At 64.2% G+C, this 16,659-nt stretch carries 16 protein-coding genes; 9 read left to right on the plus strand and 7 right to left on the minus strand.

The features are described 5' to 3' along the window. Positions 1–236 precede the first annotated feature (236 nt). The 4 genes from NRG23_RS12600 to NRG23_RS12615 are packed head-to-tail and all read left to right on the plus strand — an operon-like array spanning position 237 to position 2,737. The gene (locus NRG23_RS12600; protein ID WP_009047384.1) at positions 237–542 is read left to right on the plus strand and encodes a DUF2282 domain-containing protein; all 306 of its coding nucleotides are present in this window, start codon (positions 237–239) and stop codon (positions 540–542) included. A gap of 31 nt (positions 543–573) precedes the next feature. Then, positions 574–1,458 carry a DUF692 domain-containing protein gene (locus NRG23_RS12605; protein ID WP_257374676.1) on the plus strand — a complete coding sequence of 295 codons (885 nt, stop codon included), beginning with the start codon at positions 574–576 and terminating at the stop codon, positions 1,456–1,458. Then, positions 1,455–2,225, plus strand: coding sequence for a DUF2063 domain-containing protein (locus tag NRG23_RS12610; RefSeq protein ID WP_038636456.1), 771 nt, complete (start codon positions 1,455–1,457; stop codon positions 2,223–2,225). The genes NRG23_RS12605 and NRG23_RS12610 overlap by 4 nt, the downstream gene beginning before the upstream one ends. A 2-nt stretch (positions 2,226–2,227) precedes the next feature. Further along, complete coding sequence (locus tag NRG23_RS12615; protein ID WP_016702052.1) at positions 2,228–2,737, plus strand: DoxX family protein; 510 nt, start codon at positions 2,228–2,230, stop codon at positions 2,735–2,737. 161 nt (positions 2,738–2,898) lie between these two features. Here NRG23_RS12615 and NRG23_RS12620 read toward each other — a convergent pair whose 3' ends face one another. Beyond that, positions 2,899–3,807: a LysR family transcriptional regulator gene (locus NRG23_RS12620; RefSeq protein WP_028681807.1), complete on the minus strand. Its 909-nt coding sequence runs from the start codon at positions 3,805–3,807 to the stop codon at positions 2,899–2,901. Between the two features lie 106 nt (positions 3,808–3,913). Here NRG23_RS12620 and NRG23_RS12625 point away from each other — a divergent pair, with 106 nt between their 5' ends. From NRG23_RS12625 to NRG23_RS12635, 3 genes are all read left to right on the plus strand, one after another. After that, on the plus strand, positions 3,914–4,513 hold the full coding sequence (locus NRG23_RS12625; protein ID WP_124339667.1) for a short chain dehydrogenase: 600 nt from the start codon (positions 3,914–3,916) through the stop codon (positions 4,511–4,513). Between the two features lie 184 nt (positions 4,514–4,697). Further along, a complete protein-coding gene (locus tag NRG23_RS12630) occupies positions 4,698–5,381 on the plus strand; it encodes a COG3650 family protein (protein ID WP_124339666.1) in 684 nt (227 codons plus the stop codon). A gap of 110 nt (positions 5,382–5,491) precedes the next feature. Further along, complete coding sequence (locus tag NRG23_RS12635) at positions 5,492–7,105, plus strand: NAD(P)/FAD-dependent oxidoreductase (protein WP_016702048.1); 1,614 nt, start codon at positions 5,492–5,494, stop codon at positions 7,103–7,105. Between the two features lie 148 nt (positions 7,106–7,253). Here the strand turns inward: NRG23_RS12635 and NRG23_RS12640 are convergent, their stop codons facing one another. Beyond that, a complete protein-coding gene (locus NRG23_RS12640; RefSeq protein WP_009047376.1) occupies positions 7,254–8,348 on the minus strand; it encodes a PLP-dependent cysteine synthase family protein in 1,095 nt (364 codons plus the stop codon). 324 nt (positions 8,349–8,672) lie between these two features. Between NRG23_RS12640 and nhaA the strand changes: the two genes are divergently transcribed. Then, positions 8,673–9,860, plus strand: a complete 1,188-nt coding sequence (nhaA, locus tag NRG23_RS12645; protein WP_009047375.1) for a Na+/H+ antiporter NhaA — start codon at positions 8,673–8,675, stop codon at positions 9,858–9,860. Positions 9,861–9,939: 79 nt separating this feature from the next. Here the strand turns inward: nhaA and NRG23_RS12650 are convergent, their stop codons facing one another. Beyond that, complete coding sequence (locus NRG23_RS12650) at positions 9,940–10,404, minus strand: glycine zipper 2TM domain-containing protein (protein WP_007923357.1); 465 nt, start codon at positions 10,402–10,404, stop codon at positions 9,940–9,942. 173 nt (positions 10,405–10,577) lie between these two features. Here NRG23_RS12650 and NRG23_RS12655 point away from each other — a divergent pair, with 173 nt between their 5' ends. After that, complete coding sequence (locus NRG23_RS12655) at positions 10,578–10,814, plus strand: hypothetical protein (RefSeq protein WP_009047374.1); 237 nt, start codon at positions 10,578–10,580, stop codon at positions 10,812–10,814. A 12-nt stretch (positions 10,815–10,826) separates the two neighbouring features. Here the strand turns inward: NRG23_RS12655 and pdxH are convergent, their stop codons facing one another. The 4 genes from pdxH to NRG23_RS12675 all read right to left on the minus strand — a co-directional run bounded on the left by pdxH (position 10,827) and on the right by NRG23_RS12675 (position 16,608). Further along, a complete protein-coding gene (gene pdxH, locus NRG23_RS12660; protein WP_198919822.1) occupies positions 10,827–11,474 on the minus strand; it encodes a pyridoxamine 5'-phosphate oxidase in 648 nt (215 codons plus the stop codon). A gap of 31 nt (positions 11,475–11,505) precedes the next feature. Continuing rightward, a complete protein-coding gene (locus NRG23_RS12665; RefSeq protein WP_016702045.1) occupies positions 11,506–12,678 on the minus strand; it encodes an OmpA family protein in 1,173 nt (390 codons plus the stop codon). 140 nt (positions 12,679–12,818) lie between these two features. Beyond that, positions 12,819–13,964 (minus strand): EstA family serine hydrolase, encoded by a 1,146-nt coding sequence (locus NRG23_RS12670; RefSeq protein ID WP_028681810.1) that lies wholly within the window; start codon positions 13,962–13,964, stop codon positions 12,819–12,821. A gap of 217 nt (positions 13,965–14,181) precedes the next feature. Continuing rightward, positions 14,182–16,608: a beta-galactosidase gene (locus NRG23_RS12675; RefSeq protein ID WP_028681811.1), complete on the minus strand. Its 2,427-nt coding sequence runs from the start codon at positions 16,606–16,608 to the stop codon at positions 14,182–14,184. Positions 16,609–16,659: the final 51 nt, after the last annotated feature.

The raw sequence follows: 16,659 nt of genomic DNA on the forward strand, positions 1-16,659 counted from the left end.
TAGCCGCTGCCGCAGGCTGCGATCGGGGCGACGCCCCGCAGAGGCTGGCCACTCGGAAGGCCAGGTACACCGTGCGGCCAGTGATTGCGCCGGCTTCGCCGTCGATCGCAGCCTGCGGCAGCGGCTACAACTGGATTTTTTTCACCTGGGCTGTAACAAACCCCATCGACCTTTCTCTAGAGGGGTAAGCAGGCACACATGCCTGCCTTCCCAAATACCTTTTCTGGAGAAACACCATGACCGCTACCACTCGCACCCTGTCCGCCGCCGCCCTGGCCCTGGCCCTCGGTTCTGCCTTGAGCATGGCCGCGCTGCCGACCACCGCCCAGGCCGCCGACGACATGGAGAAATGCTTTGGCGTCGCCATGAAAGGCAAGAACGATTGCGCCGCAGGCGCGGGCACCACCTGTGCCGGCACCGCCAAAGTCGACCACCAGGCCAACGCCTGGAAACTGGTTCCTAAAGGCACCTGCGAGAAAACCGCCAGCAGCACCTCGCCTACCGGTTTCGGCCAGCTCCAGGCCTACAAAGCCAAGTCGTAATCCACCGTCTGCCTGAGTGTCGATGATGAACATGGCCGTACCACTCCCCCTCCATCCCGCCACTCAGGCGACCGCCTCCAGCCTGCCGCAACGCGCCGGGCTGGGGCTCAAGACCGAGCATTTTCGCCAGGTCCTGAGGGAACAGCCCGATATCGGTTTCTTTGAAGTCCATGCGGAAAACTACATGGTCGCCGGTGGGCCGTTCCATCACTACCTGGGGCTGATCCGCGAGCAGTATCCGCTGTCGCTGCACGGCGTCGGCCTGTCGATCGGCGCCGAAGGTCCGCTGGACCAACAGCACCTCAAACGCCTGGCCGTGCTGATCGAGCGTTATCAACCCCAGTCCTTTTCCGAACACCTGGCCTGGTCCAGCCATGGCCCGGTGTTTCTCAATGACCTGCTGCCCCTGGCCTATGACCGCCCGACCCTGGACCGCGTCTGCGAACACATCGACCAGGTACAGAACACATTGCGCCGCCCCATGCTGCTGGAGAACCCGGCGACCTATCTGGAGTTTCGTCAGTCGAGCATGGACGAGGCCGAATTCATCCGCGAGGTGATAGGCCGCACCGGCTGCGGCCTGTTGCTGGACGTGAACAATGTCTACGTGTCGTGCATCAACCACCGGCGCGACCCGTTGGCCTATATCGATGCCCTGCCGTTGCACGCGGTGGGTGAGATCCACCTCGCCGGGTTTGCCGAAGACACTGACAGCCTGGGCGACCGCTTGTTGATCGACGATCACGGCGCGCCGATCGATAACGCCGTGTGGGCGCTGTACCTGCGGCTGCTGGAACGGATCGGGCCGACCGCGACCCTGATCGAGCGCGACAACCAGGTGCCGGCGTTTTCCGTGCTGCACGCCGAGGTGCGCCAGGCGGACGAGCTGCTGCAATGCGCCAGGAGGCTGCCGTGAACACGCAAGCCAGCTTCGCCAGCGCCCTGCTCGACCCCGACCAGCCCTGCCCCGCGGGCCTGTACTGCGGCAACGGCGCCGACCCGGCCAGCCGCTTCGCGGTGTACCGCAACAATGTGCAGAGTTCGCTGATCAACGCCCTGGCCGATGCCTATCCGGTGGTGGCGCAACTGGTGGGCGATGAGTTCTTCCGGGCCATGGCCGCGCTCTACGTCAGGCGCTTTCCGCCCACCAGCGCCGTGCTCAGCGACTATGGCCATGACTTCGCCGACTTCATCGGCGGTTTCCCTCCCGCCACCAGCCTGCCTTACCTGGCCGATGTCGCGCGCCTGGAACGCCTGCGGGTCAGCGCCTATCACGCCGCCGACGCCTGCCCGGTACAACCGCAGCAGATCGCCGCGGCCATGGCCGAGCCTGCAAGCCTGGGGCAATTGCGCCTGGAGCTGCACCCTTCGCTCGGCCTGCTGGAATCAGCCCACCCGGTGGTCGCCTTATGGGCCGCCCACCAGGGCGATGGCGACTGGCAGGCGATCGACTTGCAGCAAGGACAAAACGCCCTGGTACTGCGTCACGACCTGGAGGTCGAAGTGTTCGCCATCGACGCCGGAGTCGCCTGCTTCATCCACAGCCTGCGCCACTCACAGCCGCTGCAGGTCGCTGTGGCCAATGCCTTGGCGGCCGATCCGGCATTCGAGCCGAGCCAGGCCCTGGCGCTGTTGATCGGTCGCGGCGCCATCACTCGCCTGTCCCCCCATTCCGAGGTTTGAACATGCACACCCACTGCACCAAGCACCACCCGCTCAGCCACGGGGTGAACCGACTCATCCAGTTGCTGGAGCGTATTCCCCACAGCCTGATCGCCTTTATCGCGCGCTTCTCGATTGCCGCGGTGTTCTGGAAATCCGGCCAGACCAAGGTCGAGGGCCTGGCCATCGATCTGTTCTCCGGGACGTTCGAGCTCGGCATGCCGCGCCTGGCCGACTCGACCATTCCCTTGTTCCAGAGCGAGTACCGGGTACCGCTGCTCTCCCCCGAACTGGCCGCGCACCTGGCGGCATTCGCCGAGCATCTGTTCCCGCTGCTGCTCCTGGTCGGTTTCGCCACGCGCTTCTCGGCCCTGGCGCTGCTGGGCATGACCCTGACCATCCAGCTGTTCGTCTACCCCGATGCCTACCCGACCCACGGCACCTGGGCGGCGGTCCTGCTGTACCTGATGGCCCGCGGCCCCGGCAAGCTCTCCATCGACCACCTGATCGCCCGCCGCTACCAGCGACCTTGACCCTCTGTCCCTGTAGGAGCGCAGCTTGCTCGCGATGAACGATAACGCGGTTTTTCAGACAGTCCGTGGCGCGGCCATCGCGAGCAAGCTGCGCTCCTACAGATTTGATCGCCCACCGCTGTAGCTGCGGCAGCGGCTACAAGGTCCATCGCAGCATCAAGTCAGAGGCGATCCAACGCTTCGCCGCTGCGCTTGAACCAGCCGATCAGGTAATCGGCCAGGACCTGGGTGCGCCTGGGCAGCCCGCCCTGATACGGGTGCACCAGGTACATCGGCATGCTGCGGGTCTGGTAGTCGCGCAGCAGCCCGCGCAAACGCCCATCGGCCAATTCCGCCTGCAGCAGGTAGGACGGCAGCCGGGCGATCCCGGCGCCCACCAGCGCGGCCTTTTTCAGCAGGTTGTAGTGATTGCTGGCGAAGGGCCCCGACACCCGCACCCGCAACAGCTCGTGCTGCTGGTGATAGAGCCACTCCTCACGACCGCTGTAATGACTGTTGAGCAGGCAGCGATGCTCGGCCAGGTCCCTGGGCGTCTGCGGCTCGCCATATTGCTCCAGGTAGGCCGGGCTGGCGCAGGTCATCTCGTGCCAGGCCAGCAGCGGCCTGGCCACCAGCCGCTGGTCGTTGGCCACTTCCGAGCGGATCGCCAGGTCGAAGCCGTCCCGGGTCAGGTCACGGTAGTTGTTGTTCAGCTCCAGCTCGATCTGCACCTCGGGATACTGCCGGGAAAACTCCAGCAACAGGCCCTCGAAAAAGGTCTCCCCCAGGGACACCGGCACCGTCAGCCGCACCGGCCCGGCCATGTCGTCCTTGAGCCGCGCCAGCGCCTGGCGCGCCCGCTCGACCTGGACCAGTAGCGCCTGGGCCTGGGGCAACAAGGCGGCGCCCGCCGCAGTCAGGCTCAAGCGGCGCGTGGTGCGCTGCAACAGCACGACCGAGAACTGCGCCTCCAGGGCGCTGATGCGCTTGGACAATTGCCCCTTGCTGCAACCCAATTGCTGGGCGGCCAGGGTGAAACTGCCGGCCTCGATCAGCACGGCGAACGCCGCCAGGTCATCCATCTCGCTCATGGATTGTTTCCATTTGAAAACCAAAGGTTGCCTATTAGTGCGCTAATCAACGGGAAAAACCAGCACTAGACTGCAACCTCGTTCAACCCACGCGAGGAACAGCCCCATGAAAATTCTTCTGATCGGCGCCAACGGCACCATAGGTTCAGCGGTCGACAAAGAACTGTCGCAGCGTCATGAAGTCATCCGCATCGGCCGTACCAGCGGTGATTTCCAGGTGGACATCAGCGACAGCGCCTCGATCCGCGCACTCTTCGAGCAAACCGGCACATTCGACGCGCTGATCTGCGCCGCGGGCAATGTCACCTTCGCGCCACTGGGCGAGATGAGCGAACAGCACTTCGCCCTGGGCCTGCAGGACAAGCTGATGGGCCAGGTCAACCTGCTGCTGATCGGTCGCGAGTTCGCCAACGACGGCGCCTCGTTCACCTTCACCTCCGGCATCCTCAACCGCGACCCGATCCGCAGCGGCGCCTCGGCAGCCCTGGTCAACGGCGCCATCGACGGTTTCGTCCGCGCCGCCGCCATCGAGTTGCCGCGCGGCCTGCGGGTGAACTCGGTAAGCCCGACCGTGCTGGTGGAGGCCATGGACAGTTACGCCCCGTACTTCCATGGCTATAAGCCGGTTCCCGGCGCCGACGTGGCGCTGGCCTACGCCAAGAGTGTGGAAGGCCTGCAGACCGGCCAGACCTATATCGTCGGCTGACCCACATGGATCTTCTGTAGGAGCAGCCGGTCGACGCTCGATTGCTCGCGATAGCGGTACGCCAGTCACACCGCAGTACCTGCATCGCCGGCAAGCCTGGCTCCTACAGAGGCGCGATTGGATCCGGGGTTGTGATGAACGGTCAGGCTGCGTAACGTGGCGGCACTTGATTGGAGACCCGACGATGCGTGCCGCCCGTTCCCTTGTTTGTATTGCCCTGCTCCCCCTGTTTGCCGGTTGCCAGATGCTGTCGGTGTTCGATGGCCAGCCCCGGACGCAGTCCCAGGCCGGCCAGACCCGCATGCAGGGCACGCTGAGCGCCGCCGACGGCCAGTTGCTGTTCAAGCCTTGCGTCGGCGAGCAGCGTTATGTGGTCAAGGACAACGGTGGCACCAGCATCCTCCAGGAAGCCGCCAGCCTGGCCGACCAGCAGGGCACGCTGTTCGCCGACCTGCGCGGGCACTTTTCCCCGAGCAAGGCCGGCGGCGCCGACAGTGAAGTGGCGCTGAGCCAGTTGTATCGCGTCGAACGCTCGAGCGATGCCTGCGGCGATCCCGACTTCCCGCGCCTGATCCTGCGGGCCAGTGGCAAGGCTCCGGACTGGAACGTCGATGTCAGCGCCAAGGGCATGCGCATCGAACGCGCCGGCCAGCCGGCACTGGCGCTGCCTTACCTGGAAGAGCAACTGGGCGACGGCCGCTTCAACCTCAGCAGCGAAGCCAACAACCGCCATGTCGAACTCTGGGTCGCGCCGCAGCGCTGCGTGGACAGCAAGACCGGCAGCGTGCAGCACCTGACCGCGGAATTGCGGGTCGATGGCCAGGTCCAGCGCGGTTGCGCCTATTTCGGCGGCTCGCGCAGCGACTGAGGCGACGGACAACCGTTTTAACCTCACGGGGTCCGGGCTTTGCGGCTTATAATCGCCGGTTTGTAAAACCGCCCTGACGCATTGGTGCGTCCCGCGAACCGGACCCTGTCATGTTACGAATCACCGAACTCAAGCTGCCGATCGACCATCCCGATGAAGACCTGCGCCCTGCCATCCTGCAGCGCCTGGGCATCGCCAGCGAAGACCTGCTCGACTTCACCCTGTTCAAGCGCAGCTACGACGCGCGCAAGAAGTCGTCCGAGCTGTGCTTCATCTACACCCTCGATCTGAACGTGCGTGACGAGGCCAAGCTGCTGCACAAGTTCGCCGACGACCGTAACGTCAACCCGGCGCCGGATGTCAGCTACAAGGTCGTCGGCCAGGCGCCCGCCGACCTGGCGCAGCGCCCGATCGTGGTGGGTTTCGGCCCCTGCGGGATTTTCGCCGGCCTGCTGCTGGCGCAGATGGGCTTCAAGCCGATCATCCTCGAGCGCGGCAAGGAAGTGCGCCAGCGCACCAAGGACACCTGGGGCCTGTGGCGCAAAAGCGTGCTCAACCCGGAATCCAACGTGCAGTTCGGCGAAGGCGGCGCGGGGACCTTCTCCGACGGCAAGCTTTACAGCCAGATCAAGGACCCGAAACACCACGGCCGCAAAGTCCTGCACGAGTTCGTCAAGGCCGGCGCGCCGGAAGAGATCCTCTACGTCAGCAAGCCGCACATCGGTACCTTCCGCCTGACCGGCGTGGTCGAGAACATGCGCCAGCAGATCATCGCCCTGGGCGGTGAAGTGCGCTTCGAGCAACGGGTCACCGACGTGCTGATCGAAGACGGCCAGCTGGTCGGCGTCGAGCTCAACAGCGGCGAACAGATTCACTCGAAACACGTGATCCTGGCCCTCGGCCACAGCGCCCGCGACACCTTCCGCATGCTCCACGGCCGTGGCGTGTACATGGAGGCCAAGCCGTTCTCCGTGGGTTTCCGCATCGAACACCCACAGTCGCTGATCGACAGCGCGCGCCTGGGCAAGTACGCCGGTCACCCGAAGCTCGGCGCCGCCGACTACAAGCTGGTGCACCACGCGAAGAACGGCCGTTCGGTCTACAGCTTCTGCATGTGCCCGGGCGGCACCGTGGTGGCGGCGACTTCCGAGCCGAACCGCGTGGTCACCAACGGCATGAGCCAGTACTCGCGTAACGAGCGCAATGCCAACTCCGGCATCGTGGTCGGCATCACCCCGGAAGTGGATTACCCGGGCGGCCCGCTGGCCGGTATCGAGTTGCAGGAGCGCCTGGAATCCCACGCCTTCGTGCTCGGCGGCAGCAACTACGAGGCCCCGGCGCAACTGGTCGGAGACTTTATCGCCGGCAAGCCGTCCACCGCCCTGGGCAGCGTCGAGCCGTCCTACAAGCCGGGCGTCGCCCTGGGCGACCTGGCGCTGGCCCTGCCGGACTTCGCCATCGAGGCGATCCGCGAAGCGCTGCCGGCCTTCGAGCGGCAGATCAAGGGTTACTCCCTGCATGACGCGGTACTGACCGGGATCGAGACCCGCACCTCGTCGCCGCTGCGTATTACCCGCGACGAATCGATGCAGAGCCTGAACGTGAAGGGCCTGTACCCGGCCGGTGAAGGCGCCGGTTATGCCGGCGGCATCCTGTCGGCCGGGGTCGACGGGATCCGCATCGCCGAAGCGGTGGCGCGCAACATCCTCGGCATCGAGGCGTAAAAAAGGCCTATGCCAGGGGGAGATGCCCCCCTGTAGGAGCGAGCTTGCTCGCGATGGAGGCCAACGATAACGCGGGGCATCTGAAACACCGCGTTGTCTTGATGTTTTTCGCGAGCAAGCTCGCTCCTACAAGGGCGGGCTTGCAGCCTCAGATGCCAGCGCGCAATACGCTGGCCGGCAACGCCTCGCCACGCTCCACACTCGCTGCCACCGCCTCGATCAAGGCCGTCAACTGGTAACCCTGGGCGGTCAGCCAGTCCTGATCGTAATAGGTGGTCGCATAACGCTCGCCACCGTCACACAGGATGGCGACGATCGAACCACTCTCGCCGGCCTGTTTCATCTGCTGCGCCGCCATCAGCGCGCCGATCAGGTTGGTCCCGCTGGAACCGCCCACCCGCCGCCCCAGGCGCTGCGCCAGGTAATGCATGGCCGCCAGCGACAGGGCATCCGGCACCTTGACCATCGCATCGATCACCTTGGGCAGGAACGACGCCTCGACCCGTGGCCGGCCGATCCCTTCGATGCGCGAACCGCAATCCAGGCGCAGGCTGGCGTCACCGCTCTGGTAGTAATCGAAGAACACCGAACGCTCGGCGTCGGCGCAGAGTACCCGGGTGCAATGCTGGCGATAGCGCACATAACGCCCCAGGGTAGCGGTGGTGCCGCCGGTGCCCGGGCTGGAGATCAGCCATTTGGGCTCCGGGTAACGTTCGAAGCGCAGTTGCTGGAAGATCGACTCGGCGATGTTGTTGTTCGCCCGCCAGTCGGTGGCGCGCTCGGCGTAGGTGAACTGGTCCATGAAATGCCCGCCGCTCTCCCGGGCCAGGCGCTCCGATTCGGCGTAGATCTGCGTCGGGTCCTGCACCAGGTGGCTCTTGCCGCCGTAGAAGGCGATCTGCGCGATCTTTTCCTGGGACGTGGTGGCCGGCATCACCGCAATGAACGGCAAGCCCAGCAGGCGCGCGAAATAGGCTTCGGAAATCGCCGTCGAACCGCTGGACGCCTCAATCACCGGTGCCCCGGGCTTGAGCCAGCCGTTACACAGCGCATAAAGGAACAACGAACGCGCCAGGCGATGCTTGAGGCTGCCGGTGGGATGGCTGGACTCGTCCTTGAAATACAGCTCGATGCCCGGTAGCCCCGGCAGGGGCAAGGGGATCAGGTGGGTATCGGCGCTGCGCTGGAAATCGGCTTCGATGATCCGGATGGCCTCGCGGGCCCACTGACGGTTGTCGCTCATGGTGTTTTCTCGTTGGCTCGAACGCCACACAGGACGCAAAAAGATGATGTGCACCCAGCATAGGTGATCCAGGCACAAGGAAAATCAGGTGCTGCAACAGGCAAAAGTCCCCGGCCCGTCGGGCTGGGGCCGGACATGTTAAGAAACATCCCCGGTCGCTCACAGGTACAGTTTTGAATCAATTGGATACACAACTGCTAGGCTGGTTTTCCAGCGGGCCGCTGCTCTGCTGCATATAACAAAAAAGAATATAACTTTTGTTTTAACAACTAACAGTACGGGTTAGGGTGTGCCACCTTTTTAGTTTTCTGATGGAGAGCGACCTTGCCTCTGCGTAGCACTTTCACGCGTTTCTTTCAGTTGGAAGCTGCCAGCGGTCTGTTATTGATTGCCGCTGCCGTGCTTGCCCTGATCATCAACAACTCACCGCTGTCCTGGCTGTACAACGGCCTGCTGGACACTCCCGTGGTCGCCCAGATCGGCGCCCTGAAAATCGCCAAGCCCCTGCTGCTGTGGATCAACGACGGCCTGATGGCCATGTTCTTCCTGCTGATCGGCCTGGAGGTCAAGCGCGAGGTCCTCGACGGCCACCTGTCCAAGCCTTCGCAGATCGTCCTGCCGGGCGCCGCCGCCATCGGCGGCATGGTGGTGCCGGCGCTGATCTACTGGTTCCTCAACAAGGACAACCCGCCGGCGCTCAGCGGCTGGGCGATTCCCATGGCCACCGACATCGCCTTCGCCCTCGGCGTGCTGGCCCTGCTGGGCAAGCGGGTGCCGGTGTCGCTGAAACTGTTCCTGATGACGCTGGCGATCATCGATGACCTGGGGGCCATCATCGTCATCGCGATTTTCTACTCCGGCGCCCTGTCGACCCTGTCGCTGATGCTCGCCGCGGCCTGCCTGGTGGCGCTGGTGGCGATGAACCGTTTGGGGGTGGTCAAGCTCGGGCCGTACATGATCATCGGCCTGATCCTCTGGGTCTGCGTGCTCAAGAGTGGCGTCCACGCGACCCTGGCCGGCGTGACCCTGGCGTTCTGCATCCCGCTGCGTACCCGCAATGCCGAGCCTTCGCCGCTGCTGAGCCTGGAGCATGCGCTGCATCCGTGGGTGGCATACGGCATCCTGCCGCTGTTCGCCTTCGCCAATGCCGGCCTGTCGCTGCAGGGCATTACCGTGGAAAGCTTCACCCATTACGTGCCCATGGGCATCGCCATCGGCCTGCTGCTGGGCAAGACCGTCGGCGTGTTCGGCCTGACCTGGCTGGCGGTGAAGATGGGCCTGGCCGCCCTCCCCGGCGGCGCCAACTGGGGCCAGGTGCTGGGCGTGGCGATTCTCTGCGGGATCGGCTTCACCATGAGCCTGTTTGTCGGCTCCCTGGCCTTCGTGCCCGGCAGCAGCGAATACGCCGGCATGGACCGCATGGGCATCCTCACCGGCTCGCTCTTCGCCGCCCTGATCGGCTACGCCGTAACGGCCGCGGCCAGCCGCAAGAACCCACAACTGCCGGCATAACCACCGGCGTTGCCAGGGCTGAAAATACAAAACCCCGACCAGTTACCTGGCCGGGGTTTTGTTTTGTCGCGGTTAACCCTTAGTGGGCAACACGGCTGGTGCCGTTGACACTCATGATGCGCACGCGCTCGCCAACGCGGAACACTTCGTTTTGTTCAACTTGTTGTACATAGGCACGCATGCTGCCGTCGTCTTCACGCACGGTGATTTCCACGCCCTGGGTACGGGTCAGGCCTTCCTCGGTGGCGGAACCGATCAGGCCGCCAGCCACCGCACCGATGACCGCCGCCACGATGCTGCCTTTGCCGCCGCCGATGGCGCTGCCGCCAACGCCGCCGACCGCTGCACCGGCGAGGCCGCCGATCGGGGTCTTGGTGCCTTCGATTTTCACCGGACGCAGGGATTCGATGGTGCCCATGCGAACGGTCTGTACGCGACGCGCCTCGTCACGGGAGTAAGAGTCACCGGACAGGTTGGATTGGCAACCGGTGAGCAACATGGCCATCGTGGAAAAGGAAGCAACCAGCAAAACAGACTTACGCATAGGATCAACTCCAAAGGACAGATAATCATTAAACTCCGCAGCTTGACGCCTGTCACGGCATCGCCCGGATAAAATTGGTTCCATTCAGCAGCAGTACAGACTGCATGCATATAAAAACTCTTCACACGGTAGCGCTTATTTCCCGAGTTGCGCCACCGGCCAAAGGATTTTCCATGGATTACTTCATCATCGTCGTGACCACCGTTGCCGGCCTGTACTTCCATTGGTGGCTGTATGTACGGATCAAGCGCTGGATGGACCGGGACCTGGCGCTGTCGCTGGCCGGCGGGGACGAGAAGAAAAAATCCTTCATGCTGCAACAGCTGGCGAATGCCCATCGCCAGAAAGTAAAACGCCGGGACCTGCCACAGTGGCTTGAAGCCGCCGCGGCCGGTTATCCCGGCGAATGAGCTGATTCGGGTTCAGGGGGCCAGGCGCTCACGCACCCAGTCGGCACCTTGCAGGCGGTAGTTCAGGCGATCGTGCAAACGGCTGGCACGCCCCTGCCAGAACTCGATGCGCTCCGGTAACAGGCGATAACCTCCCCAGTGCTCGGGGCAATGGGGCTGGGTATCGCTGAAGCGCTCCTCGGTGTTCTTGAGCAAGGCTTCCAGTTCCTGGCGATTGGCGATCACCTGGCTCTGCGGCGATGCCCAGGCGCCCAGGCGGCTGCCCAGCGGGCGGACCTGGAAGTAGGCATCGGACTCCTCGGCGGTGACCTTGACCACCCGCCCCTCGATACGCACTTGGCGCTCCAGGGCCGGCCAGAAGAAGGTCATGGCGGCAAAAGGCCGTACGGCCAGTTGCTGCCCCTTGGCGCTGTCGTAGTTGGTGAAGAAGGTGAAGCCCTGCGCATCCAGCCCCTTGAGCAGCAGGATGCGGCAATGAGGGCGCCCCTCTTCGTCAACGGTCGCCAGGGTCATGGCGTTGGCCTCGACAGGCGGCTGCTCGGTTTTCACCGCCTGTGCGAACCACTGGTGGAACAGCGTGAAGGGCTCGACCGGAGCCTGGGCTTCGGTCAGTCCGTCACGGGTGTAGTCGCGGCGCATGTCCGCCAGTCCCTGGGTCATTGCTGGTTCCTTTTGCCCGATGCCTGATGAATCAGTTCTTCGCCTGTTCGGTCGCTGCCTTGGCCGGAGCCTTGGCAGTGGTGGTTTTCTTGGCGACGGCTTTCTTCGCCACAGGCTTCTTGGCTGGGGCTTTTTTCGCCGGGGCGGCTTTCTTCGCGGCGACGGCTTTCTTCGAGGAAGCAGCAGGAACGACCGACTTCACATCCTGTACGGCAACCAGTTCAGCCTCGGACGGGGTCGGCTGGTTGTACTTGCTCAGCAGGGCCAGCATGGTGCTGCGCTGGGTGACGATGATTTCCACGCGACGGTTCAGCGCACGACCTTCGGCGCTGTCGTTGGCCGCGCGAGGCATGACCGAACCCATGCCTCGCAGCATCAGGCGATCACGCTTGAGGCCAGTGAGGCTGAAAATCGCGGCAACGGACTGCGCACGATCACGGCTCAGCTTCTGGTTGGCCGCTGCGGCACCGGTGGTGTCGGCATGGCCCAGTACCAGCACGGAAGTCTTGGCATCGGTACCCACGGCCTTGGCCACGCGGGTGAACGGGCTCAGGGTGACCGGCAGCAACATGGCCGGGCGATCCGGGTTGAACGAACCGTCGACCGGAGCGGTCACCACCAGGGTGTTCTCGCGACGCTCCAGTTGCAGGCGGCTGTCCTTGATGGCTTCACGCAGGCGCGGCTCGTAGTCGTCCAGCCAGGCCTGGGTAATTTTTGGATCCGGCATAGGGATGTCTTTCACGTCTGCCTTGGTCGGAGACGTGGGCTGCTGGTTGAAAGGCCACCACCAGTTGCCAGTCTCGGTCTTGGCGACCTTCGGCGCCGCGGTCGCGGCGTCCGTCTTGGCCTTGGCGTCGGCTAGCGGCTCTTTGACTGCGTCTTTGCTCGCGTCCTTGGAAGGGAACGGCCACCACCAGTTGGTGGTCTCGGCCTTGGCGGCCGGAGCAGCGGCGGAAGCGGTTGCGGTTTCGACCTTGGCTGCGGCAGGAGCGGTCGCGGACTTGGCGGTGGAGGTGGCGGCGGACTTGGCCGCGGAAACTTCGTTGGCAGCTGCTTTTGCTACCGGTTGCACCGCTTCCTTGCTGGCGGTCTTATCGGAACCGAAAGACCACCAGTGCCCTCCTTCTGCGTCATTTTGTGGAGTTTGTGCACAACCGGTGACAGTGAGGCAAAGAGCCAAGGCTAAAGACTTGTTCGACGACATGGGATATCCACAAAATGAGATCAAAAATTACGGTCTCTACGAACCGTACAAACAGACGCTTTGAAAGTATAAAAGCCACAGGGTTCCTTTCTGATGCCTTTACTCATGTTTAGGCAAAAAAAATCCTGACAGCAACCTTTTTACAGACAATCCGACAGAACCCTCACCAACTTCTGCGCTCTTGGATCCATCAGCACGTATGGCCCCAGGGTATTGGTGACAAAACCGAAGGCCACATCGTACTCAGGATCGGCGAAACCGATGGAGCCACCCGCTCCCGGATGACCAAACGCACGAGGGCCGAGACCGAAGGTCGCGTTGGCCACCTGCGGCTGGTCAAGCATGCAACCCAGGCCGAAACGGGTCTGGGTCAACAGGGTCTTGTCCATGCCGACGCTGTGTTCGCGGGTCAGCTCTTCGAGCATGTCCGCTTCCAGCAGGCTGCCATCGAGCAGGCCGCTGTAGAACCCGGCCAGGCTGCGGGCATTGCCATGGCCATTGGCCGCTGGCTGTTGCATGCGCCGCCATTCCGGCTTGTTGGTACTGGTCATGATCGACGGCGGGTTGGTGAACGCCCGGGTGGTCATGGCCGTGGGTTCGCGCATGGTCACTTGCAGCAGGCGCTGTGCGGCCGCGTCGCCGACATTGCCCTTGCCCCGGGCGATATGCGCCACCCGGTAAAACTCCTCGTCGGGCAGGCCAACGAAAAAGTCCAGCCCCAGCGGCCTGGCGACCCGCGCCACGATGGACTCGCCGGGACCGCGCCCGTCGGCCCGACGCAACAGCTCGCCCACCAGCCAGCCGTAGGTGATGGCCGCATAACCGTGGCCTTCGCCCGGCGTCCACCAAGGCGCTTGCGCCGCGAGGGCATCGACCATGGTTTGCCAGTCGTAGAGCGCTTCCGGCGCCAGCAGCTCACGCAAGGCCGGCAGCCCGGCCTGATGGCAGAGCAACTGACGCAGGGTGATCGCTTCCTTGCCGGCCGCGGCGAATTCAGGCCAGTACCGGGCAACCGGCGCGTCCAGCTGCAACTTGCCTTCGGCCACCAGTTGCAGGGCGGTGACCGCGGTGAAGGTCTTGGTGCAGGAAAACAGGTTGGCGATGGTATCGCAGTGCCAGGCCTCGCTGCCGTCCTTGTCGGCGGTGCCGGCCCAGAGGTCGATCACGGTTTCCCCGCCGATCTGAATGCACAACGCCGCACCGCGTTCCTGGGGATCCTCGAAGAGGGCCGCGAAGGCTTCGCGCACCGCTTCGAACTTAAGCTCGTAATGACCCTGAATCTGCACCCGTAACTCCCCGGACCATGCTCTACAAAGTGGTGCGCATTGTTCCAGCCCTTGAGGGTTTTGGGAACAGAAGCGAGCCCGGCGGTGATCCACCGGAAGAATTGTTCAGAAATCGACGGACATTGAACGCAGCGCGGGCCGGCCAGCCCCTACGAGTGAGTGTAGGGGCGGACCGGCCCACGCGGGGAAGCCGTACCCTAAAGGCCTGGCTCAGCGATCAATGGCCATTGCCCGAATGACCGCCCGCATGACCGCCGCCCTGCCCTGCGCCCTTGCCATCATGGCCCGACTTGCCGCCGTCGGCGGCATGACCCGCGGCCTTGTCGGCCTCTGCCTTGGCCTTCCCGGCTTCCTTGCCCAACTGGTCGAGGGCTTGCAGGTTGCTCTTGCGCACACTGTCGACAAAACCCTGGAACGGCACATCGGTGATGCCCACCAGGCCGAAATGGCCGTTCTCGCCATCCAGCAGGCGACCGGTGACCGGCTGATCGAGGTACTGGAACCAGTGCACGCCGACAATCGACGGCTCGCTCAGCGCCTGCTTGAGGAACTGGGCATAGGCCGGGCCGCGATCCTCCTCCCGCACCAGCTCGGTCACGCCCCCCCAGAACGGGCCGCGATCCCTGGAACCGAAGTTGAACTCGGTGATCAGGACCGGCTTGTCCAGCGTGTTCAGCCGGGCAAAGTCGTAACCGTCCTGCGGCTTGAGGGTGTACATGTTGAAGCTCAGCACATCGCAGTACTGGGCACAGGACGCCACCGCCTCGGGGGTACTGATGGCGAAGCGTCCGCCCAGCAGCAGGTGATTCGGCGCGTGCCATTTCAGCGAATCGGAAATGGTCTTGAAGTACGTGTCGGCAAAGACCTTCTGGAAGTATTTGAAGTCGGCTTCGATCTCCGGATGCTCCGGGCTAGGCAAAGGCGGCTCGAACCCCGGATCTTCCATCAGCTCCCAGGCGGTCAGGTTGATGCCCCAGGCCTTCGACAGGCCCTCCTGGTTGCGGTACTTGTCGCGCAGTTGCTTGAGGAACGCGCGCTTGGCCGGCACGTCGGTGGTCATGCGCAACGTGCCGTAGGCCAGGGCATAACGCGCCTTGGGGTCATCGCCGGGGCCGGCCCAGGCCAGTTCGTTGTCGGCGAAGTAGCCGATCAGCCATGGATCGTCACGGTGATCGCGCGCGGCAATGGCCACGGCACGCTCGGTGGCCATGGCGAAACGCGGATCGAACGGATCGGGCATGCCGCCCCACCAGTCGGTGCCGGTGCTGATGCTTGCATAGTCGCCGACGATCGACAGTGGCAAGGTGTAGGGCACACGGTCGTTCAGGCCCAGCGCCGGCGCGCTCCAGTTGCCGATGGTGTTGAAACCCCAGGCTTGCAGGCGATCCAGGGTGTGGCTGGCCCAGCGCTTCTGGTCCAGGGCCGCGACAGGGCAAGGTGCCGCGGCTGGCGGTTCGCTGCCCTGCCCGGCCTGGGCCTCCTCGGCGTCGGCCTTGGCGGCGTCCGCCACACCGGCCTTGGTTTCGCTGCCCGGGGTGCAAGGCACACCGTAGGTGCGTTGCAGGTTGGCGCCATAGAAGTCGTACCAGCGACCGGCGTTATAGGCGCGGCCCCGGTCGGCGCCATTGCCGCCGCGGTTGTCGCCTTCGCCGTAATAACCGGCCAGCGGTTCGCCGACGTTAGGCAGTGTCGAGAACATCCATTCACGGCCGGCGATATAAGTCTGGCTGTCGTCCGCCGTGACCGCATTGACCCCCAGGGAATAGAACGGATGCCCCTGGGGCGTCACCAGATACCAGCGGCCATCGCGTTTCTCGGTACGGAAGAAGCCACTGGCCTTGAAGGCTGGCCCGTTGCTCCAGCCGCCAAAGGTGTCCAGGGAGGAACGCTCGCGCTCGGCCAGCCAGGTTTTCAGCTGCTGCTGTTCCTTGGTCGCGGCGGCCTTGAGTTGCTCGTCGCTGGCGACCTTTTCCGGCCACCTGGCCCGGGTCGACTGGCCATAGGCATCCACCAGGCCACCGTAGGCCGCCTTGACCACCGCCTCGCCGTCCTGCACGCCAAAACGTTCGAGCAGGATGCTCTGGGCGGCTTTCGGCTGATCCATCGACAAGGTCACCGACACCACCTGGCTGCGGTCCAGCTCGCCTTCGCTGCTGGCCAGCAAGACGCGCTGGCCTTCGAAGGTCATCGGCATCGGCGGGCCGGCCTTCATGCCCTGGCTCAGCGGCGAGCTGGCAACCAGCGGCACCAGCAGGGTCTGCGCCGGGCCGGCCGGCAAGTCGATGCGGCTGACCAGGGTCTTGCCGTCATTGCTCTGGATCTTCACGTACAGGGTCAGGGCCCAGTTCATCGCGCTCTGGATCCGCAGGCTCATGGCCCCGGACTGCGACCAGTCCCAGGCGCCCGTCTGCGGGGTCAGGCGCAGGCTTGGTTGAATCGCCGGATTGAACGTCACCCGGCGCAGTACTTCGCCCTCGGCTGTCTGCTCCGCGTTGGCTTGCGGCAGGCTGGCATCCTGTGTCGCTACCTGCACCACGTCGGCAGGCCGGACAAAGTTGAACAGCGTCTGTTGCCCTGCCGGCGCGGCAAGCAGCGGCGTAGCGAACAACAGCGCAAGGACAGCGGGTAACGAACGGCGAATCATAGGGACCTGGTGCTCCTTAACGACCGATGAACGGCCTGTGTGCAATCAGTG

It is taken from the genome of Pseudomonas sp. T8, from assembly GCF_024610635.1.
GTDB lineage: Bacteria > Pseudomonadota > Gammaproteobacteria > Pseudomonadales > Pseudomonadaceae > Aquipseudomonas > Aquipseudomonas chlororaphis_I.